Origin of the sequence: Phyllobacterium sp. (assembly GCF_037994425.1) — a bacterium.
In the GTDB taxonomy this organism is placed as follows: Bacteria; Pseudomonadota; Alphaproteobacteria; order Rhizobiales; family Rhizobiaceae; genus Phyllobacterium.
Map to the genome: position 1 here is coordinate 1 of NZ_JBBNAM010000077.1, position 24,814 is coordinate 24,814.

At 57.4% G+C, this 24,814-nt stretch carries 18 protein-coding genes and 5 pseudogenes; 13 read left to right on the forward strand and 10 right to left on the reverse strand.

Annotated elements, in window-relative coordinates; genetic code table 11:
* Positions 1-676: molybdopterin-dependent oxidoreductase (locus AAAB35_RS05855; protein ID WP_340667278.1), on the reverse strand; the 676-nt coding region annotated here is incomplete at its 3' end.
* A gap of 524 nt (positions 677-1,200) precedes the next feature.
* On the opposite strand from AAAB35_RS05855, the gene selD reads away from it, so the two are divergent.
* The 4 genes and pseudogenes from selD to AAAB35_RS05875 form a co-directional block, all read left to right on the forward strand.
* The gene (gene selD / locus AAAB35_RS05860) at positions 1,201-2,265 is read left to right on the forward strand and encodes a selenide, water dikinase SelD (RefSeq protein ID WP_340667279.1); all 1,065 of its coding nucleotides are present in this window, start codon (positions 1,201-1,203) and stop codon (positions 2,263-2,265) included.
* 430 nt (positions 2,266-2,695) lie between these two features.
* Positions 2,696-4,429 (forward strand): adenylate/guanylate cyclase domain-containing protein, encoded by a 1,734-nt coding sequence (locus AAAB35_RS05865; protein WP_340667280.1) that lies wholly within the window; start codon positions 2,696-2,698, stop codon positions 4,427-4,429.
* A 565-nt stretch (positions 4,430-4,994) separates the two neighbouring features.
* Complete coding sequence (locus AAAB35_RS05870) at positions 4,995-5,972, forward strand: L,D-transpeptidase (protein ID WP_340667281.1); 978 nt, start codon at positions 4,995-4,997, stop codon at positions 5,970-5,972.
* Between the two features lie 332 nt (positions 5,973-6,304).
* Positions 6,305-6,520: pseudogene (locus tag AAAB35_RS05875) on the forward strand (FAD-dependent oxidoreductase); the annotation flags it as partial.
* A 315-nt stretch (positions 6,521-6,835) separates the two neighbouring features.
* Here the strand turns inward: AAAB35_RS05875 and AAAB35_RS05880 are convergent.
* On the reverse strand, positions 6,836-8,275 hold the full coding sequence (locus tag AAAB35_RS05880; protein WP_340667282.1) for a PLP-dependent aminotransferase family protein: 1,440 nt from the start codon (positions 8,273-8,275) through the stop codon (positions 6,836-6,838).
* A gap of 406 nt (positions 8,276-8,681) precedes the next feature.
* Between AAAB35_RS05880 and iolE the strand changes: the two genes are divergently transcribed.
* From iolE to AAAB35_RS05920, 8 genes and pseudogenes are all read left to right on the forward strand, one after another.
* A complete protein-coding gene (gene iolE / locus AAAB35_RS05885) occupies positions 8,682-9,581 on the forward strand; it encodes a myo-inosose-2 dehydratase (RefSeq protein ID WP_340667283.1) in 900 nt (299 codons plus the stop codon).
* A gap of 43 nt (positions 9,582-9,624) precedes the next feature.
* Entirely contained in the window at positions 9,625-10,725 is a 1,101-nt protein-coding gene (locus tag AAAB35_RS05890) for an ABC transporter ATP-binding protein (protein WP_340667284.1), read from the forward strand.
* Positions 10,722-12,050, forward strand: coding sequence for an extracellular solute-binding protein (locus AAAB35_RS05895; protein WP_340667285.1), 1,329 nt, complete (start codon positions 10,722-10,724; stop codon positions 12,048-12,050). The genes AAAB35_RS05890 and AAAB35_RS05895 overlap by 4 nt, the downstream gene beginning before the upstream one ends.
* Positions 12,047-12,955 carry a sugar ABC transporter permease gene (locus AAAB35_RS05900; RefSeq protein WP_340667286.1) on the forward strand — a complete coding sequence of 303 codons (909 nt, stop codon included), beginning with the start codon at positions 12,047-12,049 and terminating at the stop codon, positions 12,953-12,955. Before AAAB35_RS05895 ends, AAAB35_RS05900 begins: the two co-directional genes overlap by 4 nt.
* Positions 12,952-13,770, forward strand: coding sequence for a carbohydrate ABC transporter permease (locus tag AAAB35_RS05905; RefSeq protein ID WP_340667287.1), 819 nt, complete (start codon positions 12,952-12,954; stop codon positions 13,768-13,770). The genes AAAB35_RS05900 and AAAB35_RS05905 overlap by 4 nt, the downstream gene beginning before the upstream one ends.
* A 65-nt stretch (positions 13,771-13,835) precedes the next feature.
* A complete protein-coding gene (gene iolG / locus AAAB35_RS05910) occupies positions 13,836-14,828 on the forward strand; it encodes an inositol 2-dehydrogenase (RefSeq protein WP_340667288.1) in 993 nt (330 codons plus the stop codon).
* Between the two features lie 26 nt (positions 14,829-14,854).
* Positions 14,855-15,835 carry a sugar phosphate isomerase/epimerase gene (locus AAAB35_RS05915; RefSeq protein WP_340667289.1) on the forward strand — a complete coding sequence of 327 codons (981 nt, stop codon included), beginning with the start codon at positions 14,855-14,857 and terminating at the stop codon, positions 15,833-15,835.
* A gap of 105 nt (positions 15,836-15,940) precedes the next feature.
* Positions 15,941-16,027, forward strand: a pseudogene (locus AAAB35_RS05920) (VOC family protein); the annotation flags it as partial.
* A gap of 870 nt (positions 16,028-16,897) precedes the next feature.
* On the opposite strand, the gene AAAB35_RS05925 reads toward AAAB35_RS05920, so the two are convergent.
* Together AAAB35_RS05925 and AAAB35_RS05930 are read right to left on the reverse strand one after the other, a co-directional pair.
* Positions 16,898-17,581 carry a hypothetical protein gene (locus AAAB35_RS05925; RefSeq protein WP_340667294.1) on the reverse strand — a complete coding sequence of 228 codons (684 nt, stop codon included), beginning with the start codon at positions 17,579-17,581 and terminating at the stop codon, positions 16,898-16,900.
* Positions 17,582-18,233: 652 nt separating this feature from the next.
* Positions 18,234-18,552: pseudogene (locus tag AAAB35_RS05930) on the reverse strand (transposase); the annotation flags it as partial.
* Between the two features lie 69 nt (positions 18,553-18,621).
* Here AAAB35_RS05930 and AAAB35_RS05935 point away from each other — a divergent pair.
* Positions 18,622-20,526 (forward strand): tetratricopeptide repeat protein, encoded by a 1,905-nt coding sequence (locus AAAB35_RS05935; RefSeq protein WP_340667295.1) that lies wholly within the window; start codon positions 18,622-18,624, stop codon positions 20,524-20,526.
* Between the two features lie 243 nt (positions 20,527-20,769).
* Here AAAB35_RS05935 and AAAB35_RS05940 read toward each other — a convergent pair.
* From AAAB35_RS05940 to AAAB35_RS05965, 6 genes and pseudogenes are all read right to left on the reverse strand, one after another.
* Positions 20,770-21,035 (reverse strand): annotated as a pseudogene (locus AAAB35_RS05940) (IS6 family transposase); the annotation flags it as partial.
* A 321-nt stretch (positions 21,036-21,356) separates the two neighbouring features.
* Entirely contained in the window at positions 21,357-21,770 is a 414-nt protein-coding gene (locus tag AAAB35_RS05945; RefSeq protein WP_340667290.1) for an ester cyclase, read from the reverse strand.
* Between the two features lie 134 nt (positions 21,771-21,904).
* Positions 21,905-23,527 carry a response regulator transcription factor gene (locus tag AAAB35_RS05950; protein WP_340667291.1) on the reverse strand — a complete coding sequence of 541 codons (1,623 nt, stop codon included), beginning with the start codon at positions 23,525-23,527 and terminating at the stop codon, positions 21,905-21,907.
* Positions 23,528-23,810: 283 nt separating this feature from the next.
* A complete protein-coding gene (locus AAAB35_RS05955) occupies positions 23,811-24,074 on the reverse strand; it encodes a hypothetical protein (protein ID WP_340667292.1) in 264 nt (87 codons plus the stop codon).
* 74 nt (positions 24,075-24,148) lie between these two features.
* Complete coding sequence (locus tag AAAB35_RS05960; RefSeq protein WP_340667293.1) at positions 24,149-24,643, reverse strand: lyase family protein; 495 nt, start codon at positions 24,641-24,643, stop codon at positions 24,149-24,151.
* Positions 24,606-24,814, reverse strand: a pseudogene (locus tag AAAB35_RS05965) (IclR family transcriptional regulator C-terminal domain-containing protein); the annotation flags it as partial. The gene AAAB35_RS05960 and the pseudogene AAAB35_RS05965, both read right to left, overlap by 38 nt.

Sequence of the window (24,814 nt, forward strand, 5' to 3'; positions counted from 1 at the left end):
TCTTGATGTCGGTCCAGGAGTTGGTCATTGCACCACGGCCAAATGTTGGGCCCAAACTGGACACCGTTGGGCCGTGTCAGACACGTGCCTGGTTATCGAATACCAGCATTCCGGCGCTGCGCACGACCTTGTAGGTGGCAAACGCCGTTTCATTCGTTGTTGCGGAGGCGGCGAGGAAACCGGTGGTCGTCCAGCGGTTGACGGTCACACCATCATTGTTTTTCGCAACGAAGTTCTTGTCCCGATCATCCTTCATCAGGCGGGCGACGCGATTGAGTGCATCATCCCAGGAAACCCGTTCGAACTTGTCCGAGCCGGGCTTGCGGATCATCGGATATTTCAGGCGCGTCTCGGCCTTGACGAAATTGAGCAGCGCCGCACCTTTTGGGCAAAGCGTGCCGCGATTTGTCGGATGGTCCGTATCGCCCTCGATATGAATGATCTCGGCGCTCTCGCCCTTCTTCAGATCACCCTTCGAATACATGATGATGCCGCACGCGACGGAACAGTACGGGCAGGTATTGCGTGTTTCGGTAGTATTGACCAGTTTGAAGTCGCGGATCGCTTTGGCATGGGCCGCTTCGATGTCGCCGAAGCCGAAGGCTCCAAGCGCTGTACCCGCCACACCCGCTCCGGCCGCCCCAAGAAACTGGCGCCGTGAGAGTTCCATGTTCATGGCATGTCACCTCCCTTGTGGGCCGGCTCTACCAAGATGGCATGCCGGAAACTTTTAAAGTGCTCGGCAACGTGGAACGCAAAATCGTTGGCATTCCGGATAAAATGCTACCTCATGAAGTTCAATTGTCAAACCAATAAGATGCGATATAATATGAACACGATAGTCAAGAATAAAATTGGCGCAACGATTCGAGTTGCGGCCCAAGGATATTGCGCATTTTACCACCCCTATACTCTAATTCCACCGCAGATTTACTGTAATACCACTGTTCTGTCCGGGTGCCAGCATTGGACTGTTTGACGTTCGCTCGGAAATCAACGAGGATGTTGACTTGACCCTGCTAGCCGCTCCCGAGTTTCGGGGCAATTTTTCCGGTGCCACGGCTCTAAATGACCGGCGCGATTTCCAGTGCCTGTCACAGGCGCATATCGGCGCCTGGCGTCATCCCTCAATTGTTTTCATACCCGATCCAATGCCGCATATTTGCAAGGCGCCGCACCACCACACGCCAGGGAGCCATCATGGATGATCGAACTTCATCACCGCTACGCCTGACGTCGCTCGCCCATGGGGGCGGTTGCGGCTGCAAGCTTGCACCGTCTGTCCTGCAGCAGCTGCTCGCTGATCAGCCTGTTGGCGAACCCTTCACGCGCCTAATTGTCGGAACTGAAACTGGTGATGATGCCGCCGTCTGGCAGCTCGATGACGAAACCTGTGTGATTGCGACGACGGACTTCTTCATGCCGATGGTCGATGATCCTTTCGACTTCGGCCGGATAGCGGCAACCAATGCCATTTCTGACGTCTATGCGATGGGCGGAAAGCCGATTATGGCGCTCGCGATCCTTGGCATGCCGATCGACAAGATGCCGGCCGAAATCGTTCGCGACATTCTACGGGGCGGCCGCGCCATCTGTGCACTTGCCGGCATTCCTGTCGCGGGAGGTCACTCGATCGACTCGCCGGAGCCCATTTACGGTCTTGCCGTGGTCGGCACATGCCCCGTTGCCAATATCCGTAAAAACAGCGGCGCCAGGGTCGGTGATGCCTTGATCTTGACCAAGGCGCTTGGCGTCGGCATTTACGCGGCAGCGTTCAAAAAGGGCATGCTGCCCAGCGAGGCCTATGCCGAACTGATGGCATCGACCACGCTTCTCAACCGCATCGGCGCCGAACTTGCCCGCGACAGCGACGTGCATGCCATGACGGACATCACCGGATTCGGCCTTTTCGGTCATGCCCTCGAAATGGCGCGAGGCTCGCACGTTACGATATCCCTGCGCGCGGACACCATTGCGTTCTTTTCGCTCGGCGCGCAACTATCACAACAAGGCTTCGTGACCGGCGCATCCCATCGCAACTGGGCAAGCTACAGTAAGGACGTTGCCCTGCCGGATGAGTTTCCGCTCTGGCGGCGCCATCTCCTCACCGACCCCCAGACTTCCGGGGGATTGCTTGTTTCTTGCCGGGCCGAACGAGCGGCTGATCTTGTTGATATGATCGTCGACGCCGGCTATCCAGCGGCAAGGAATATTGGCTCCGTTTCCGCGCTCGAAGCGGGCGCCGCCCCCGTCCGGGTTGCGTGACTGCCCTGGAGCGGGAACCTGCGGGGTGGGCGTGCTTCAGTGCATTCCGGATCTTTTCCGGCACTTGTAACCGCGACCAAAACGAGCTGATTGGAACCAACGGGGGCGAATAGGCGTTTTAAAACCGCTGACGTCCCCTCGTCGGCATTTGCTTGGTCGGCATTATCCCCGGGCATGAGGAACGACCGAGCTCTCGAGGCTCGGAGCGCAATCCTCAACATGTCCGCTCCGAGCCCCTCGCAATCTTCCCTTCTCACAGCACGTTGCAAAATGCCGCTAATGGCAGTCATGGAACATCCGAATTTTGGGTCACAGCCATACCGGTTGACCCTAGTCGAGATTGAGCGGAAGCTGGTAGGCATCGGGTTCCAGCGCTGCATTCATTAATAGGCACTATTAGTCTAAATCTCTCGACATTGGGGGAGAAGGCATGGCAAAAGATCGCGTCGAACGGCGGCTTGCGGCGATTATGGCCACAGATATCGTCGGCTATTCTCGTCTGATTGAAATCGACGAAACGGATACGCTCGATACTATCAAGCGGCTTCAATCCTCCATATTCAACCCGACAATCGCCATCCATGGCGGCCGCATCGTAAAATTGATGGGAGACGGTGCTCTTGTCGTGTTCAATTCCGCTGTGGATGCGGTGAACTGCGGGGTCTCGGTGCAGAATGATATCGGACTCGATCAAAGACAGGTTTCGCCGGACCGGCGCGTCCTCCTTCGCATCGGCATAAACCTCGCCGATGTGGTGGTCGAAGGCGACGATTTGTTCGGCGATGGCATCAACGTCGCCGCCCGCCTCGAAGCCTTGGCTCACCCCGGAGGTATCTGCATAGCGGATATTGTCCAGCGTCAGCTCGCCGGAAAGAGCGGCTTGGCGTTTGAGGACGGTGGCGAGATGTCTTTGAAGAACATCGCGCGGCGCGTTCGTGTTTGGCATTGGATGGAGTCACCGACCGTTGGACCGGCCAGCTTGCAGCTCACGGATAGACCTTCCATCGCCGTTTTGCCATTTGAAAACTTCAGCGGTCATCCCGACGAGACTTCGTTCAGCGACGGCATTACAGAGGACATCATTACCGGCCTTGCGCGGTTTCGCTCGCTCTCCGTCGTTGCCGCCAACTCATCTTTCAATTTTCGTGGCAAACCTATCAGCCTGAAGGAGATCGGAAGACAGCTTGGCGTAGCTTTCCTTGTGGAGGGAAGCATCAGACGGGCTGGCGATCGCATCCGCGTTACGGCTCAGCTTATCGAAGCCGCAAACGGAGAACATCACTGGGCCGAACGCTTCGATCGCGGCCTCACCGATGTCTTCGCGGTGCAGGACGAAGTAGCCAAGATGATTGTTTCGACGCTGGTTGGCCGGATCGAAGAGGCGAAGTTCCAGCAGTCATTGCGAAAGCCGACCGTGAGTCTCGCTGCGTATGAGTTCTATCTGCGCGGTGTTGCTCACCTGCGAGGGCACGGTGATGATGACAATCAACAAGCTTGTCGCATGCTCGAATCTGCCCTCGAGCGCGATCCTCGGTTCGCGCTGGCTTATGCCTATCTGGCACTCGCCCGAGTCGCCCTGCACGGTTATGCCGATGCGCCGGTGGAAATTCTGGACAACGCCTATGTGATGGCTAAGAAGGCGGTGGCCCTAGATGGGCAGGAAAGCAACTGCCACCGCTTGCTGGCAGTTGTTTGCACGTTCCGCCGCGAGTTCGAGATAGCGGAACGTCATTTTCGCCGGGCCTATCAACTCAATCCGAACGATGCGAACGGCCTCGTTCAAATGGGTGGCCTTTTGGCGCGGCGCGGCAGGCTGGAGGAAGCGATGGAATGGATCAATGAAGGGATGCGGCTGAATCCTTTTCCTCCCTCCTGGTACTATGCAGTGCTCGCCAATGCCCTTTACTTATCCGAACATTATGACGAGGCAGCGCTTGCGCTGAGTGAGCTACCCAACCCCGGTCCCTATACGCATGCCCGGCTCGCGGCGTGTTATGCGCAATCGCACCGATTATCGGAGGCGCAGGTCGAAGTTGCTCTCGTTCTGAGGGATCGTCACAGTTTCTCGACGGACGATTTCTTGAAACGTGTGGTCGTTCTCGAGCGTCCCGACCACAGGGAATTGCTTCGCCAAGGCCTATTGAAGGCCGGCTTGCCCGAATAAGCTTGCCGGTATCCCTTTGTCGCCCGGTTGCGCAGTTGTACAATTGGACTACCTCACTTCAAACATTCCTTTGAAAATGCCGACAATAGTTGATTTTGTCCGATTTCGATTGGTTCCTCGGATTCTACAATCACACTTCAAAGCATATCGGGATGAGTTATTTCCATTTGACCGCCTTGAGCGGAATCGAACCGCAGATCCACTCATGCGGTTTTCTGAGGTTCGGTTCCAGACTGGCCATGCGATTTTCGAAGCACGGACTTAACGATTCATGTTGATGATTGTGCCGGTGAGAAGATGTGAGAAGTCGATGACCTGAATGGGCACATGATCGAACCGATCCGAATAGGAAAAAACCAGTACAGTTTTGGAGCTCAGAGCTAGCGAGCAAGATTTGGATCCAATCTGCGGATCACCGGTCTTTCGAAATGCCGCAATCAAAAGGCCTGACAGAAGAGCGCACTCGATCACTCGTTCACGCAAAAAACTTCTTGCATAGCGGGCGGCAACCACAGTTGAGCTTTTATTTCTGGAACATCTTCACCCCAACTCCATTTGAGCGGATATGAAAACATTTGTTGGAATGTCCACGTTCTTTCTGATCGTTTCCGTCATCGTCGCTGAAGCAACAGAAATCAAACCAGACGCGATCAATTCTGCGTCGCTGTCCACAATCCCGGCGGAGCGCGCTTCCAAACCATCAGCGGATCCCGATCCAGCGATCGTCCGCCTTCAAGTTCTCCTCGACCGCGCAGGTGCATCGCCGGGCGTGATCGACGGCATTGATGGAAAGAACGTTACCAAGGCGGTGGCCAGCTTCGAAAGGATGACGGGGATGCCCCCGGACGGCACAATCGACCCCGATGTAATCAGCAGGCTGGAGACGGGTGGCCCGATTATCGGCACCTACACAATCACGGCCGACGACGCGAAAGGCCTCGTGGACCATATTCCGGTGGACTACGGCGAAAAGGCAAGGATGCCCGGCTTGGGTTACACCAGCGTCGCTGAAAGGCTTTCAGAGCGTTTCCACATGGATGTCGACCTGTTGACTGCGCTCAATCCAGTTTCGGATTTCGCCCCTGGGGAGACAGTCCAGGTAGCGATGCCCGGTCCCCCGCGCCAAGGAAAGGTGGCCCGCATCGAGGCCGACAAGACGGCTGGGCAGGTCACGGCTTATGATAGTCGCGATGTCATACTAGCGGCGTATCCCGCGACAGTTGGCAGCGAGGACAATCCTTCTCCGAGGGGAACGCACAAGGTGAAGGGCGTCGCGCGGATGCCCGTCTTTAGATACGATCCAAAGGTCAACTTTAAGCAGGGGAAGAACGACAAGGTCCTTACCATCCCCAAGGGTCCCAATGGACCGGTCGGAAGTGTCTGGATCGATCTAACCGAGCCGACCTACGGCATTCATGGAACGCCTGATCCTGAACTTATCGACAAAGTCGGGTCGCATGGCTGCATTCGTCTGACGAACTGGGACGCCGAGGAGCTAGCTGGAATGGTCAAGCCGAGCGTTGTTGTCCAGTTCGTCAACTAGATGTGTGGCCTCCCTGCCCCGATCAGCCTTGATTGATGTCCGAAAGTGAACCGTTTGCCGAACTATCGGAGGGGGCCGTTGCGATCGGAGCTATGGGGTCAATCTCTCTCCTGATATATTGAACTTTGTGATCTACATGCCAGCGATTGCCAAGACGAGGAAGGCGGCAAACCGGCAATGGCGACATTTTCCAGTAGAACGCCATAGCTGCGCGCATCACCCTCAAGGCTTGCATGCGTCGAGACCCAAATACTGGTCCGCATTGACGGACGAAAATCCGCTTTTCTGGTTCGCCGGCATGTGAACGACATGGACCGGAACACCCAGACGAATGGTACTGCACGGCATTTGAAGGTCATGAACTGAACACGACAGCAATTGGGGTTAGGGTGATTGCTGAGGCAATCCTGGGAGAGTCTTATCGCTATGAATTATTCAAGCCGTTCGGGCTTGTGTTGGCTGGAGGCCTTCGTGGCCTGTCCGCTGCGCAACTCACCTACTGGAAGCTGCAGGCACGGGATTGGTGGCGCGAACGATCACCTGCCTGACCACGCTGCAGAATCTAGCTAGGATCATCGCGACCATCCGCAAACCATCCGACTGCAACCGCCTCGTCGCCCTCGCCAGAATCTGAACGTCAAATTGGACCCGAGTCCACACTACGATTGGATGTCCATTTGCTATAATAATCATGCATGGAACCCTTGGAGCGATACGTGGGCATTGCCTCAGTGCGCCGCGCTCTTCGTCGGATCGTAATTTGCACACCGGCACCTCATGGTGCCACCGCGTTCAGGTTCGCACAGTGTCCATGCGGAGGTAGTATAGAAAATCAAAATTCTGCTGTGTTGGGGTCTGTCGGTTCAATAGTCCCGTCTGACGCTCTCCACTATGGCTCTTTGAAGCCGGCGAATGCCATGTTCCATTTGCGATTTGTCGCAAGCCGCGTATCCGAGCACCAGACCTTGGATGGCGGTTTCATGCTGATAATATTTCGACAAGGGCGAAACATTTACGCCCAGTTTTTCCGCAGCCTCGCTGATTCGGATGTCACTCAGTCCAGTGCGCAAATGTCCTACGACCTGGATACCGGCCTCCGCGGGCAAGAGCGTCATGTGTTCGGCAATGTGCCTTTCGCAGAGACTGTAAAAAACCTGCCGGCGGGCAGCATAGATTCTCCGCATCCGTTTCAAGTGTCGGCTCATATGCCCATCCAAAATGAAATCGGCGAGAGCCGCCTGCAACAGCAACGGTGCGAACTGACCGGTCGTGCTGAGCGCGTGCGGTATCCCACCGCAAAGCGCGGGCGGCAGGACCATGAATCCAAGACGGAGTGCCGGGAAAAGCAACTTGGCGAATGTGCCGACATAAATGATGCAACCGGTGCGATCCATGGCTTGGATCGCCGGTAAGGGTCTGCCTTGAAATCGATACTCGCCGTCGAAATCATCTTCGATGATCCACGCATTATTCCTATCCGCTATCTCTAGCAGCTGAAGGCGCTGATCCATCCGCATTGTCGTCCCCAACGGATGCTGGCAGGCGGGCGTCAGATAGATTAACCGCATTTTCTTAGGGGGCCCATTCATTTGCCAGCCGTCGCCGTTGACCGGCATCGGAACGATATTGGCACCAGCGACGGAAAAGGCCGCCTTTGCACCGTAGTAGCCGGGCTCCTCCATCCAGACCCGATCGCCGGGATCCAGAAGCAGACGGGCCAATAAATCGAAGGCAGCCTGAGCACCGGTCGTGACTACGATCTGGTCCTCCGTGCAGGAGACGCCGCGCGCCGATGCCAGATACCCCACAATCGCTTCCTTGAGTTCCGGAAGGCCCGTAACATGGTAGGTCCCGAATAAATTCTCGCCGGCAAAGTTGGCCCGCCGCGCCAGCAATCGACTCCAGATGCCAAAGGGGAAAGTTCGGGCGTCCGGCATGCCGGGATGAAAGGCAAAACGGCCTGGTAATCCATGATGAAACGGTTGCTGCATGAGGGAAGCGCCACGCGCGGACAAGGGACGCTGATTGGGGAAGAGCAACGCAGGACGCTGCAGTTTGGGTAATAGGGGTAAATCGATGATGACGTAACGAGCCCCTTGCCTGTTTGCCAGATAACCTTCGGTCACGAGCTGATCGTAAGCGGCAATGATGGTGTTCCGTGCTAAGCCGAGGTCGGAGGCCAGCTCGCGGGTTGAGGGCAGCACCGTCCCGGCGGCAAGCGTGCAATCCTGTATCATCTTGATAATGGAACGATGGAGTTGCCGGTGCAGTGGTATGGGGCTGGTCCTATCGACGGCAAGCATATCCAGAGGAAAGGATCCTCGTATGCGGCGAGCGGTGGACACGGCGGTTTGGTTCCCAAGCACAGTTCGGAAGACGCCAAAGCTATATTCTCTTGATGGGGCGTACAACTGGTTCCTTATTTTTCTGTTAAACTGGAACTCGCCAAGGACACAGATCGGTGTAGTCTTATGCGCAATCGAGGGTGACTGTTGGGAGGTGATCCACGCCCGAATTGGCACCGCCATGGCCTCGACGGGCGTTCGAGCGTTTCCAGCCGATCTGGCTCCCAACAATACTTTAACGTGGCCCAAAAGCGGCAGTCTCCCCGCAAGGGAGCGGCTGCAATGAGCGGGAAGTGGCTCCCATCCCTTGCGCAGGAATGTTGTGGCTATCAGGCAGATATTCATTGTTGGAGAGACTACGCAGATGACAGTAAGGCTTGGCATCAATCCGATCACCTGGACCAATGACGACGTGCCCGAACTCGGTGGCGAGACCCCACTTGAAGCCTGCCTGTCCGAAACGCGGCAAGCAGGTTTCGCCGGTACGGAACTCGGCGGGAAATTCCCGCGCAACAGTGCAGAGCTTGGCTCCATACTAAAGCAGTATCAACTGGATCTGGTATCAGGCTGGTACGACGGCCATATTCTTGAGAACGACATTGACGCAGAATTTGAGGCGATCCTTCCGCATCTGACACTTCTGCGTGACCTCGGCGCAGCCCATGTCGTCTACGCGGATACATCGCTTGGCCGGCAAGGTGCCATCCATAATCCCATCTCGCATCGGCCGCACTTGGCCGACGACGACTGGAAGAATTATGGCGCGAAGATAACCAGGCTCTCCGAGCGCTTTGCCGATTTCGGGGTACGCATGGCCTTCCATCACCACATGGGCACCATCGTCGAGACGGACGAGGAAATCGGCAAGCTGATGTCGAACACCGGCGAAGCCTTCGGCCTGCTATATGATACCGGTCATTGCGCATTTTCGGGAGGCGACCCGAAGGAACTTTTGCTGCGTCACGTGTCGCGCGTGGTGCACGTGCATTGCAAGGACATAAGGCAGGAAATCCTGAAGCGAGCGCGCGCTGAGGACTGGAGCTTCATGGGTGCGGTGATGGAGGGAATATTTACGGTGCCGGGAGATGGGGCACAGGATTATCCGACATTGTTGAAAATTCTAGCTGACGCCGGCTATTCCGGCTGGCTAGTGGTTGAAGCTGAACAAGATCCCGCAAAAGCCAACCCGCTCACATATGCGACGATGGGCTACCGCAACCTGCGGGACATGGCAGCCAATGCTGGTCTGGTGGTGAAAGATTGAGTGTGTCAGCAACCCACCGCCGACCAATAGTCACGAGGCGGCCATGAGTTCCGTTCGATATGATGGGGTTGTGAAAAGTTTCGGAGCTTTCAATGTCATCAAATCTTTGGATCTGAACGTTCCCGATCATGCATTCATGGCCCTTCTCGGCCCTTCCGGTTGCGGCAAAACCACCGCACTGAGAATTCTCGCCGGACTGGAAATGCCGACCTCCGGGAAGGTCTTGATTGGGGAGAGGGATGTAACGCGCCTCCAGCCGCGCGATCGCGATATTGCCATGGTGTTTCAAAGCTACGCGCTCTATCCGCAGATGACAATTGCGGAGAACATTGGCTATCCTCTCTGGATACGCAACGTTCCCGAGCGCGAGCGTAACGCCAAGATCGCTGAAGTTGCCGGTATCCTGGAAATCGACCATCTCCTGACGCGGCGCGCCCGCCAGCTTTCGGGTGGCCAGCGTCAGCGTGTTGCCCTGGCGCGCGCCATCGTTCGCGATCCGGCCGCATTTCTAATGGACGAGCCCCTCTCCAATCTTGACGCACGTCTGCGGCTTACGATGCGTGGTGAGATCAAGCGGCTTTGCCATCGTTTGGGGTCAACCACGCTCTACGTCACGCACGATCAGGCCGAAGCACTTACAATGGCCGACCTCATCGCGGTGATGCATGGCGGTGACATTCAGCAACTGGCTCCGCCCTCTGAAGTTTATGACCGGCCGGCGAATCGTTTCGTCGCAACATTCGTCGGAAGCCCGCCGATGAATGTCCTATCGTCCCGCATGGACGCCGACGGTCTTCACGTCGGCGGCGCCAAAATGCCGGTCTCCGAGAAACGGAACAATGCCTGCCGCACAGCCAACGTGACGGAACTCGGTATCCGCCCCGAAGATTTGCACCTGACGCAAGCTGGAGCAGCCAACGCGTTGCGCGGCGAAATCTATGTCGTTGAACCGATGGGCAACGAAACACTCGTCGATGTTCATGTTGAGAGCGGGCATCTTACAGTGCGCGCCGATCGTGGGTTCAGGGCAGCAGTAGGCACGAGTATTGGCGTGAGATTCGATCCCGCAGATGCCTGCTTTTTCAATGCCGCCGGCAAAACTGTCGTTCACAGAGTAGAAAAAGAAGAGAGGAACAGATCATGATCGATGATAACAAATCTCAGCTGACTGCGTCGCGTCGCTCCGTGCTCAAGGCGATGATTCTGCTGGCCCTTGCGACCACAAGTTTGAGCAAATTTATCGTGCCAGGGCCCGCTAACGCGGCCGGCAAGAAAGTCATCATCGGCGCCTTCGCCGACGGTGGACTTACTCCGTTCAAGCAGAAGATCATTCCACTGGCCATGGAAGCCGGCTTCGACATCGAATTTCTCGAAGATGAATATGGCGTGACCTTGGAGAAATGGTTTGCCGACGCCCAGAACAGTGCGGGCCAGTACGATATCTATCTCCTTGACGACCCGTGGGTTCCCCAATTCGGCGCCGCCAACGTCCTTGAAGATTTGGGCGCGGCCGGCCTCAGCGCCGACGACAAGGACTGGATCGACCCAATGCTCGAAATGGGCTTCTGGCCGCCGCGCAGCGGGGCCCGTGCGGCCGCGTTCAAGGATGCCACCCCAACCTTAATCTGTGTGCCGTTCATTGGCGACCTCCAGACGATGACCTATCGCAACGACGTCTATACGAATGGCGCTCCCACGACATGGGACGAAGTTATTGCAAAGGGTAAAGAGGGCGTTGCCGCCGGCAAGATCAAGTACCCGGTGGTTTTTCGAGGAGTAGCGGGCAATTCGATTGTCACCAGCTGGTATCCGATCTTCCTCTCGTTTGGAGGCGAATTTTTCGATGATAACTGGAATCCGACGTTCAATTCGGACGCCGGCAAGGCTGCAGCTGACTTCTTTGTCGGAACGATGAAGCAGAACGCGCCTGCAGGCGTCGTGGAGTTCGACTCCGATCAGGAGGGCGCCGCCATTCTTGGCGGTGACGCGGGTGCGATCATCCAATATTCCGGAAATGCGCTCAAAGCCGATGATCCGGCGCAATCCAAGGTAGCCGGCAAGCTCGATTTCGGGGTCACCCCGAAACAGGTCAAAGCGATTTCCCAGATGGGGATCTTCATAGCGGGCGTGCCCAAATCCGCGCCTAACAGGGCCAATGCGATCGAATTCCTGAAATGGTATACCAGCGCGGAGACCCAAGCCAAGGTCGCCGAGTCCGGCATGATTCCAGTCAAGCGTAGTGCATTTGGCGTGGCCAAGCCCGGCAACAGGCTCATTCCGGTCGCGCTGAAACAGTTGGACGTAGGAGCGCAGCCAAGGCCGCGCATGCCCGAATGGGCAAAAGTGGAGGAACTTCTCGGCATCGAGCTCAACAAGGCGCTTCAGACAGGTTCCGGTGGCGCTGCCGCAATGGATGCCGCAGCCAAACAGGTGAGGGAATACCTCACGCAGGCGGGCTATTATCAATGACGTCAGTCGGCAAGATTCTGACGAAACATCGACTTCAGGGTGCAGGGCTCGATTCTGCCCTGCCCTATTTGATGCTTGCTCCCGCCGTCATGGTCGTGTTGTGCGTTCTGGTCTATCCGTTGTGGGACGGCTTGCGTGCAAGCACGCAAGCCTACCGGTACGGGGCGGTCAGCGGTTGGATAGGACTGGACAATTACATTCGTCTTTGGAGCGATCCGCAATTCCTTAACGCCCTTTGGGTGAGCGTCAAGTTTGTATTTCTCGCAGTGTCGATCGAAACTGTGCTTGGGTTTGCCTTGGCTTTGTTCTGCTTACGGGAGTTCAAAGGCATTCAATTGCTGAGAACCGTTCTCATTATTCCAATGGTGATCACGCCCGTAGTGGTGGCAATCCTCTTCAGGCTAATCTACGCGAGCGATGCAGGCATGGTGGCAGCCATCTCGGCAGCCCTGGGTGGCGGGAACGTCCAGATATTGGGCGATCCGTTCAAGGCATTTATCGGTCTGGTTGTGCTGGATGTCTGGGAATGGACACCGCTCATGTTCTTGATCCTGCTGGCGGGCCTGCAGTCCCTGCCACAGGAGCCTTTCGAGGCCGCTCGCGTCGATGGTGCCGGTCCCTGGCGTACCTTTGCCGACCTAACGCTTCCCATGATGCGCCCGGTCCTGGCTATCGCAATCGTTCTCAGGACGATCGACGCTTTCGGGACGTTCGATCAGGTCTTCGTGTTGACCCGCGGCGGACCGGGTGAAGCGACCAAGCTCGTGTCGATTTATGGTTACGACACGGCCTTCAAGTTCCAGCAGACCGGATATGCATCTGCGATGTTTGTAACTGTGGGCCTTATCATCCTCGCCATGACCCTTGCGGCCGTGCGTCTTCTTCAGACGGGGCTGGAAGAATGAACATACGTTTGGCAAGGATCGCTGTGATCGCGTTCATCCTGACAGTCGTTTTGGTGCCGATCTACTGGCTGGCGACAACGTCGCTGAAATCGAACAGGGAAATTACCCAGGAGGGGACACTCTACCCGCACGCGCCGACGATCGATAACTATCTGCGGCTTTTCTCGGAAAAGAACTTTGGCGCGTATCTGACCAACTCTCTGGTGGTCACGGCCGCATCGGTGTCAATCGCACTGGTCCTTGGCACGCTCGGAGCTTACGCGATTGCGCGGTTCCGACTGCGTTTTGGGCTGGAGCACAAGATCGGGTTGCTGTTGTTGACATTGCGGATCGTTCCGCCAGTTGTCATCCTCATTCCGGTTTATCTGCTAATGCTCCGACTTGGCCTGCTCAATAAGTGGTTGGGTCTTATCATCACCTATACGGCGTTCAACATCACCTTGTGCGTCTGGATGATGGAGAGCTTTTTTCGGGAAATACCCGTTGATCTCGAGGAAGCCGCAATGGTCGACGGCGATTCGCGTTTCGGCGCTTTCCGCCGGATTACCTTGCCGCTCGCCGCGCCGGGCATGGCTGCCACTGCAATATTCGCTGTGATCGTCACCTTCAACGAATTCATGTTTGCCCTTGCCCTGACGGCCACCCCGAAGGCCATGACGATGCCACGCGGCACCGCCACGCTGATCGGACGCATTGACACCGATTGGGCCTCCATGGCGGCGGCCGGCATGATTGGCGCCTTGCCGATTGTCATTTTCGCCTTGCTGGTCCAGCGCCACCTGGTGCGCGGGCTCACGATGGGCGCTGTAAAATAATCGCGGGCGCTGTTTCGCTCCGATCAAGAATGGCCGACTGACAGTCGCTGGAGAAAGTAAGTAGGATGATAGACTTTTGTTTATTTGGTGCTGGACTCATCGGCAGCGTTCATGCTGCTAATATCGTGCGCCATCCCAAGGCACGCCTGCGTTATATTGTCGATCCCCGGCCCGATGCCGCCCAGCGGATCGCATCCCTGACAGGTGCTCAAATCGTCGATACCAACACTGCACTTGCCGATCCCGAGATCAACGCAGTCCTGATCGCATCTGCCACCAAGACTCACGCTGATCTGGCTATAGCGGCAGCCGCCAAAGGCAAAGCGATCTTTTGCGAAAAGCCAATCGATCTCGATCTTGGCCGAACTGACCAATGTCTCGCCGCGATTACCCAGGCTGATGTGCTTTTTCAGATCGGATTCAATCGCCGTTTTGACCCGAGCTTTCGCGCGTTGAAACAGCGTCTGGATAAAAACGAAATCGGCGCCATCGAACAGGTTATTATTACCAGCCGGGACCCCGAGGCCGAAACAGAAGAAGCCCTTGCCGGAGGCGGAGGCGTGTTTCGCGAAATGACAATTCATGATTTCGATATGGCGCGCAACCTGCTCGGCGAAGAGCCGGTCGAGCTTTTCGCGAGCGGATCCTGTCTCGTGCTTCCCTACTACGCCAAGCTGGGCGATTACGATACCGCGATGTTCATCCTGCGTACTGCCTCAGGACGCCAATGCCATATCAACAATAGCGTTCGTGCCGTTTACGGCTATGACCAGCGCATAGAGGTCCATGGTTCCAATGGCATGCTGCAGGCAGGAAATCGCACGCCAACCTCAGTGGAAGCCTTCGGCCCGCAGGCCGTCTCGCGTGATAGGCCGCTGTATTTCTTCGTGGAACGCTACGCCGAATCCTATGCTGCGGAACTCGATCATTTTGTCGAGTGTGTTATTTCGAGCAGGAATCCAGATGTTGGAGCCAAAGACGGACGAAACGCAATGATCCTTTGCGAGGCCGCACTTGCCTCAGCGAAATCAGGTCGTTTCGAACCGGTCAGATTCTGAGCCGGTAAAATTCAAGGAATGAAGCTATGAAGATTGGAATGATCACAGACAGCTTGGGCCATTTGTCGTTTAGCGAAATGTTACGCGCTTCCGCGGAACTCGGTCTGGAAACGCTGGAATTTGCCTGCGGCAATTGGTCGAGCGCACCGCACATCAATCTTAACACCATGCTCGGGAGCGAGACGGCTCGCCGGGAATTCATCGCTGCGGTCGGGGATCACGGATTGTCCATCTCGGCATTGAATTGCTCGGGCAACCCGCTGTATCCCGGCGCGAAAGGCGAAGAGAACCACCGAGTGACCGCGGGCACCATCAAGCTCGCCAGCCTGCTGGGGATCGATCGCGTAGTGATGATGTCGGGCTTGCCCGGCGGGCCTGGCGACGCGAATCCTAACTGGATAATCACGGACTGGCCCCCGGAGTGTCTTGAGATCCAGAAGTATCAGTGGGAGGAAAAGCTTATCCCCTATTGGCGCGATCTCGTGGCCTATTCCAACAATCTCGGAATCCGCAAATTGTGCCTTGAGCTGCATGGCCACCAAGCCGTCTACAACGTCCATACACTGCTAAAACTGCGCGACGCAGTCGGTGAGACGGTTGGCGCCAATTACGACCCGAGCCATCCTTTGTGGATGAATGCGGACCCCATCGCCGCGGTACGGGCGCTTGGCTCTGCCATATACTACGTTCATGCCAAGGACACACGCGTGGAGCCCGTGCCCACGGCGATTGACGGCAACCTGGATCCTCGTCCCGGCGATCGCTATGGCGAACGCAGCTGGAACTATATCACGCTGGGCTATGGGCACGGAGAAACCTGGTGGCGGCAGTTCTGCACCGCCCTGAAGCAAGCTGGCTACGATGACGTGCTGTCAATAGAACACGAAGACATGATGATGTCTCCCATAGAAGGCATGCGTAAGTCTGTCCAATTGTTGCGGAATGTTGCGATCAACCTGTCTGAACCGATAAAACAAATGGCGGCTGCCGCTCCGCAAACGCCGTGACTTGGAGCGACGACAAGAACTGCTCCAAATCATACGACGTTACGGCCATGCCCGGCGACAGCGGACGTGTTTCTCCCATCGACATCAATCAGTGCCGGCTTTGATCACTACCACGTGAACTACTATGCAGCTTTCGTCATTGGTCCGGACGGGCACAACACAGAAGCGGTTTGCCACGAACCTGAGGCCTAACCCTTCCATCGCGGGGGACGTCCAAAAGCGGATTCGCCGACTTGCGGCCTCATGCCAAACGTTGAACGTCTCCTTCCAGCCCCAAAACCCGACACCGGATCAACGCCTTGACTGGATTCAACCCAATTGCTCGGTCAAATCAAGTCTCGATCCGGCACTGATTGCGGCGGCATGATCGTCGCAGTGGCAATCACCGGTAAAGCAGTGTGAGAAGGCAATGACCTGAATGGGCAATCGAACAGATCTGGATCGGGAAAACCAGCTAATGGCAAAGAGCCGTTGTGCTCGTACTTGAGATTTGGACCTGATCCGCAGATCACCATACCGGCCCGCGGCGCCAGACAGGCCGCTTCCATGAGGCCTGACACAAGACCGCGCTCGATCACTGTTCATGAAGGTTCAAAAACTTCTTGCATCCCGGGCGGCAACCACACAAGACATGCAATTTTCAAAGCACGTACCGCACTAAGGGTGCTTTGGTTGAAACATCAATGGCCGATACAAAGGGATGATCGGAGGTCGGCTGCGCGCTCGTCCAATCCAAGCTCGGCAGACAGAGGTTGGACCGCCCTGATGTTGGACCCGAGGTTTACTTGAAATCGCCGATCTTGTATGGCCTTCCAAGATTGGATACCAACGCCGTCGACCATAGCGAAGCCAGCTGAAGGCTAGGCAAACGACCGCTTCCTGGCCGACGCTTGGCAACCGAAGAGAAATACGCCCAATGCGAACGTCGAATGCCGCCTAACATCGCCACTTCTACGAGAACGAATTTCCTCCAGAGTGGCCCAGCGAGGCAGATCGAAGGAAATGGTCGATTCGGGGGAGTTGGCGCGCCATTTCACAGTCGAAGATTCGAACTGTCCTCGCTCAGCGCACAGGACCACTCAGCATATGATCCGCCAGGCTGTAGCAGTGGCTCGCCTGATAGGCGTTCCGGCCCCGGTTCATGTGCGTCAAGTTGAACGCCCGGATGGCCCGCAACGCACGGCGCGCCGCGAGGAATTTGCCGATCGAGGAGAAGCCGCGGACCTTGATGCCGAAAATGTCCTCGCCGCGGAGGAAGAAATAGCCGACGTCTTCCGGCGTCATGACACAGCGCTCGAGGAAAGCTTCGTCCACCCGGCCCTGATCGAGTGAATGGTCGGGGGTGAAATCGGAAAGATGCACCAGGAATAGCGCGCGGATGCCCTCGCCGTCCGCATAGAGGGAGAAAAGCTCCATCCAGCTCGCATTGACGCGAACGAGCGCCTTGCCCGGAGTCGACGGCAGACAGGAAATCGACCAGTAATGCCGCTCGGTCCGGCGCGGGATCGGGATGCAGTCGCGGCCGTAGCGCCGGAGAATCTCCAGGACCTCTTGCGCCTGCGGCCGGCGCAGCAGCTTCTCAAACCGAGCGACGTATTTGAGACGCAGTTCCAGGGACTCCGAGCGCTCGTCGGCGTCGCGCAGGATCGTCTTGCCCTGCATCCAATCGCGCTGCTGCTGGAGATCCAGGAATCGGCGCAGACCGGTGGTGCTTGGGCGGCGAGTCGCGCGCAGGTCAGGTACCATGTCGGCCCACTCAGGTGTCGGCAATTCGATCACCCTCAAATACCGCCCCATCGAGCGCAAATCAAGCCGGCGACGTCGGCCCGGGCGATTCTATCGGTGAAACGGACGACAAAGAACCACCCGCCCCGATCGTTGCCGGGAAGACGACCAGATGGTCGATATCGGCTAACTTGCGAATAGCGCGGTCAGCGCAAATCATCACCTCGCCGTTATAACGTCAGATAACCGGATAGACACGGTCAAGGGTAAGGTAGTCCGCACCCTCTCTATCGATGCACCTGACGAACTCGTTTTTGGGGTAATGGATAGGCATCTCTTATCCTGAACTATGCCAAGAGTTAACCGATTCGCTGAATTGATTCCGCCATGGAAGAGACCCCTCTTCAATGGTCGGTCTAACCCACTGATAAGGCCTTCGACATCAGAGCTGGGCCCGGACGCTTTCGAAGTTAGGATGGGGATAGCGGGGCGCCACGCACTCGCCCTATGGCACCTCTAACAGCACTTCCTCCTTTCTGACGAAAGGCGGAACGAAGTCCGGCTTGAGCCTGAAATTCGGCTGCGAGACTCGGGGTCGGAGGTTGTCCGGGCATATCCGTTGGCTGAGGCGGCGTCAGTGCGCCACAGCTCCCTTCCGTGCCGCCCACCGCACAACCGTTCTGGCCCCTATGATGAGCAGGCGGCGCAGCGTTCGTTCCCCCATCTTCGAGGTTTTGCCAAGCCGCTGCTTGCCACTGGTCGATCGTTGCAACGGAGTGACCCCTAGCCACGCCGCAAAGTCACGCCCGCGTTTTAACGCCTCAGCATCTTGCGCTAACGCCGACAGTGCCGTTGCTATGATCGGACCAATTCCAGGAACGATCATCAAAGCGCGCCACCTCGTCCTCTTTGGCACGGCGGGCGATCTGAATGTCCAGGTGGCCGATATGTTCATCCAATGCACGCAGCGTCTCGAGCAATTACTCCAAGGATCGGACGCGCCATGTCCGGCAAAAGCTTCTCCGTATCCTCCGTCTCGCGAAATTTTGTTAGAGTTTCTCATGTGTCGGTGTAGGCTTGCCATCGGGATACCACGGGGAACTCTGCTAGTGGAACGCAAGTTGACGGCGATTTTGGCCGCTGATGTGGCACGTTACTCTGCACTAATGGAGGCAGACGAAGCGGCGACGTTTGAACGGCTGAGGTCGGACCGCAAAGAGCTATTCGAGCCCGAAATCAAGAAACACCACGGGCGCATATTCAAGGTCATGGGCGACGGTCTGCTGGCCGAGTTCGGCAGCGTCGTCGACGCGGTCGAATGCGCCGTAACGCTGCAACGCGGCCTCGCTGAGCGGAATGCGAGGGTTGGTGAAGCGATTGAAGTGCGTATCGGAATCAATCTCGGCGAGGTGATCGTCGAAGGACGCGACCGCTACGGCGAGGGTGTTAACATAGCGGCCCGTCTGCAAGAGCTCGCTGAGCCAGGCGGCATCTGCGTATCAGGCAAGGTGTCAAAGGAGATCGAGAAGAAACTCCCCATCCGTCTCGAACCAATGGGGGAAAAGCGGATGAAAAACATCACTGAACCAGTCGCCTGTTATCGCATAAATCTGGAAGCCTTTCCGCGGACCCAGCTTGATCGGTCCTTGCCAAATTTAGATAGACGGTCCGACCGAACGTCAATCGCCGTTTTACCGTTCAACAATATGAGCGGCGATCCGGAACAGGAATACTTCTCCGACGGCATCACTGAGGACATTATTACGGACCTGTCGAAAATTTCCGGCCTCCAGGTGGTCGCCCGCAACACCGTTTTCACCTACAAGGACAAGCCTATTCTGGCCCAGCAGGCCGCGGCAGAACTCGGGGTAAAGTTTCTTCTGGAGGGCAGCGTCCGCAAGGCCGGGTCCCGCGTTCGCGTCACCGGCCAGCTCATCGACGGCAAGAACGGCAGCCATGTCTGGGCAGACCGCTACGATCGAGAGCTGACCGATATATTCGCGATCCAGGACGAGATCACCCAAGCCATTGTGAATCAGCTGAAAGTCAAACTACTTCCCGAAGAGCAGAAGGCGATCCAGGCGGCACCGCCTACCGCAAACGTTGAGGCGTACGCTTTCTACCTCAGAGGACGGCAGTTCTCACACATGTGCTCGAAATCCTATGTGCAAATGGCGCGTCGCATGTTCACTAGGGCAGCAGAACTCGACCCTGGCTACGCACGCGCCTACTCCGGTATCGCTGACTGCGATTCAATTCTCCATTCCTGGCACCACGTCGAGGTCTCGATAGAGGGCATCCTAGCGATGAGTGCGAAGGCTCTGGCACTCGACCCTAAATTAGCTGAGGCCCATGCGTCTCGTGGGCTTGCCCTGCAATTTGGCGGACGTCACGAGGAGGCGGCTGCCGAATTCGAGCAGGCACTTTCGCTCGATCCTAATTTATATGAAGCCAACTATTTCTATGCCCGATTTTTTAATGCTCAGGGCGATTTCGAGCAGGCTGCCAAGCTTTTCGAGCGTGCCACGGAGATACGCTCCACCGATTACCGCTCCCCCGTTCTACTGACAGCAGTTTACCGCTCCCTCGGACGTGAGGAGGACAGGATTAGAGCAGCGAGGCTGGGTTTGGAGCGGGCCGAGCACGAACTCAATCTGCATCCCGAGAATTCGGGTCCCGCCCAACTTGGCGCGCTCGCGCTGGCGCATCTCGGCGAGCGAGACCGGGCCAAAGAGTGGGCCGCCCGCGCTATAGCCATAGACCCCGATGATCTTTTGGCCCTTTACAACATTGCATGCACCTATTCGCAGCTGGGCGAAATCGAAATGGCAATCGATGTGCTGGAGAAAGTTCTGCCGCACGCCAGTGCCGAGCAGATTTTGTGGTTCAGCAAGGACTCAGACCTGGACCCTCTTCGCAGCCACACGCGCTTCCAAAAATTGTTTGAAAGGAGCACCACTCCATGATCCGGTAGGCTTCTGACCCGCTTTTACCTTAAGAAAGTGGCAACGAATCGTCGCTGGGCACCCAATGACAACGGCACCACTAATCATCGTAATACTTCGGACTTTATGACATAACGGCGATACAAAATCGCTCCATTGCTCAATACTTATCCCATTGTTTCTGTTGATTATTCTTTCCATGGAAGTCGTGGGTGGCAACCCTTTCTGACAAAAGGGGGATAAAACCAGCCATCCTGATCGACACCAGAGCCAGTGTTTCCTGCCGGCGATGGTGATGAGGACTTCGTCCAGGTGCCAAATGTCGCCTGAGCTTGGCTGCTTCCTGGGCAGACCATGCGGATAGTCCGGGCCGAACTTCTTTGCCAACATCGTATGGTCTCGTAAGAAGCAACGATCCCTCGCTCCAGCAGCATTTCCTCGACCAGACTCAGGCTGAGCGGAAACCGGAAATACAACCAAACCGTAGGGGCGATAAGTGCCGGTGATGTACGCCGTGGGCAGTACGCCATTGGTGATTCTCTCGTGCCTGGGCGCGCCAGCAATCGTGAACGGACCAAAGTTGAAGGTGTAGGTGTGGATCGGCGGGCAGCCGGTCGATGCTAGCCGATCCAGGAGGCCCCACCTTGACAGGGCGCCTGCTCCACGGGGTTCACGATGTGCGTGGACAGCGTGTCACTCGGAAAGCTTGCGCGGTCCACCACCAGGACCCGATATCCCTTCCGAGCCAGCAACATCGCCGTCGGCGAACCTGCGCAGCGCGCACCAACGACAATTGCGTCGAATGCCTTGGTCATCACAGTTAGCTCCATTTCCTGACAGTCAGATCGGGCTCAGGCCACTGCGACCGCGCCGAGCTGTTGCATCAGGCCGAGCTGGTCCATGTGAACCCAGCATTCCACGGTCTTTCCGTCGATGATGCGGTCGATATCGGTGCCTGCTACACGAACTTCCCTCCCGGTGGGTGGGATGCCCTGGAACTCGCCCGTATGCGTGCCTCGAGCGGTCCAACGCGTCACCACCATGTCGCCCTCGGCGATCTGATCCTCGACGGTCAGGTGGAGGTTCGGGAAGCCCCCTCGTAGCGCCGTGACATACTGCTTGGCCCCTTCGCGTCCGCGGATATCATGGGACGAGGCATGGATGACCAGGTTGCTGGCCGCCACCTCATCGACGATGCCGAGATGGCCCCGATTGTAGATTTCCTCGATCACGCGCCGAACTTGCGCCTTGTTCTGCTCTGACATGGGTTGCTCCAATGATTGGTTGACCTTTCGATGCACCCGAGTCTACGCCAGTAGACGCGGCCGCGCTTCGGAGGAACCACTCAATTTCGCGGGAGCGACGGCATGGGTAGTTCCACCCACAGTCGGGCCGGTCGTCAGATCAAACCATGCTCATAAGCCCAAGCGGTGGCCGCCGCCCGAGTCGATAGATCGAGCTTGGTGAAGATGTTGCTAAGGTGGCGCTCGATCGTTCGCTCACTCAGGAAAAGCTCGGCGGCGATGGCCCTGTTGGTGTCCCCGGCGGCGACCAACCGCAGGACCTGCAGCTCGCGCTTCGTTAGTCCGTGGCGCAGGTCCGGGGCAGCGCCCTGTATGGACTCCAGCCGGGCAAGATCCGGCGTGGCGCCGAGCTCTCGGTAAACGGCGGCTGCGGCCGCCAGCTCCAGCGCCGCGCCCTCTTCGTCGCCGAGGCTCCTGCACGCCTGGCCGGTAAGCTCGCGCGCCCGCGCAGTGTGGTACGGAGCCTCGGCGAGCTGCCAGAAATCGGACGCAAGGCGCAGCGAGCACAACGCCGCCTCGATCGCACCGCGGCCGAGGTGAACCGCCCCGCGCGTGTGCGCCGCCATCGCACGCAGCGCGTCCGTGTTGAAGCTTTGTGCCGTCGCCTCCAACTCGGCACAGGGACCTTCCGCACCCTGCGGATCGCCGGCCGCCAGCATGATCTCGACCCGGGCAGGAAGCAACCTCGCGCGCCCAAGGCGGTCCGTCGAGCCACCCAAGGCCCGGCTAATCGCCGCAGCGGCGGAATCGATGCGCCCTTCCGCCAACCGCAGCAAAGCTAGCCCGGGCTGCGGGTCGAACCCGCCCGCGCTGGCGCTCCGGTACGCCCGCTCGGCCGCCGCGAACTCACCTCTCAGCCGATGCACCTCAGCCTGCTGGTAGGATGCCGCGGCCGCGGTTTTCTTGGCAATTCCCTCGAAACGTAGTGCGCCGGCACGCTGGGCTTCTTCGATGGCGCCTTGCCAGTCGCCGTGCAACTGCAGGATCTCGGCGCGATGGACCCGGCAGATACCCGTGAAGGCGACCATATCGGGCTCGCACCAACGTGTCAGGGCGACGGTCCACTCGCGTGCGCGGCCGAGCGCGTACACCGCCTGGCATGTCTCGATAACACTGCAGTACATCAGACCGGTGACGAGCAATGACAGCTCCCCCGCGGTGACCGCGACCATAACCTCGTCTAATAGCGCTAGCCCCTCCTCTACCCGCCCCTGCGCGACCCGTACTCGGCCCTGCTGATGGCGGGCGCAGGCGACCAGATCCGCGTCGTCGCAGCGCACGCCGATATCAGCGGCCCGAGCCGCGCATGCGTAGGCGGCCTCCAACTCCCCGGCGGCGATCTGTTGTTCCACGACGGGAGTCAACAGGTAGCCCTGCTCCGCGCATTCTCGATCCTCGTCCTCCAGTATCCGCTGGGCACGAGCGAACCAGCCAGTCGCGCGGCCCACCTCTCCGCGAAGCAACACCCGGAACCCCAGCCAGAATGCACAGCGAACGGCCTGTCGGCGTTCGTGAGAATCCAGGTGGGCGTGATGGGCGCGTTCGAGGATCGCCAGATAGTCGTCGTCCCGGCCGATCAAGTACGCGGACATCGCCAGTAGTTCGAGATCTCCGCCCCCCAACGGCGCCGTCCGATCGGCAACGGACAATACCCGGAACGCGCCGGCCCATTTCTGCCGCTTGTAGTGCGCGCGACCGCGTTCGAGTTCACCGGTCATGTTCGCGACAAAGCCTCTGAATGACGCACCGTGTTCACAGTTTGAACCGGATTCGTTAAAATGACGATTGAAAACAATCGTCGTCCCTTGCAGTTATCGTTGTTCACATCAATGTCGGATCCAGTTTGTTCGCACGCCGGGGACAGCGGCTGTAGTACTCAAAGTGGCAACGACTGCTAGGGATAAATGTTCTTTTGAAAATGCAGCTAACAGCAGATTCTTAGCCGTCATCTTTCATGTGTAACATCGTGTACGCGCCGGCGGTCAACACGGGATTGCGCTTCTAATTTCTTTTGTGGGGGCTGCTGATCTCAACCAGGCGACGAAATTTCTGTACAACCGCCTGGTATCTGGCTGGATCAGCAAATATCGAGACATCGAATAACGCTTCCGCCGACTCATCCGACCATAGCTCCATTTGAACTGCAGCATCCCTGATTGATAGGCCCTTTTCTGCGGCAAAGCGTGGCACTGCACCTGCTTTGGGGTAGTCGTCTATTGCGGCAATAGCGATCGAAAGGGCCAAAGAGCGTTCGGCGGTGTTCATACAAACACCGGCATTTGCGGTAATGCCGACAATACGCTTCGACACCAGCAGCGATATGGTCGTGTCCAGCAGTGTTATGGATTCCGAGATTGCGTTGAGGAAACATTGAGGTCCAGCTCGCCTTCACATGCGCGTGTAACCGTCGCATCATTCCCGAGAATCTTGAAATAGACCTGCATCGCCATTTCAGGGATAGCCGGATTGATCTTGCCGGGCATGATTGATGATCGCGGCTGAACCGCAGGAAGCACGATTTCGGAAAAACCGGCACGCGGCCCCGAGGACATAAGGCGAAAATGGCTGCTCATTTTCGAGAGCGAAAGTGCGCTCGATTTCACAACGCTCGAAATACCGACCGACTGATCCGCATTCTGCAGGCCGTCGAAGAAATTCGTCTCCGGGGCGACAGCTAGGCCTGTGGTGCGGCGCAATTCGGCATATACGGCTTCCCTATAACCTGGCACCGTTCCGATGGCGGTGGCTCCGAGCGGAAGGCTGAGGCATTTGCGTTTGACAGATTCGAGATCCTCAAGCTGCGATGCAGCGCATCCCGAGCATATGCTCCTCATCGTCGATCGACCACCCGCGTGCACGAACCTGCTGGATATCCTTGAGGAGCGCCGGCAACGTATCGAGTGTTTGCGCGGTAAAATGTGCCAGTGTCTTGCCGGACAGGGCCTGAGCAATGTCTGTGTCCGACCATGTCGAGAGGATTGCCTTGCCGATCCCGGAGGCATGGA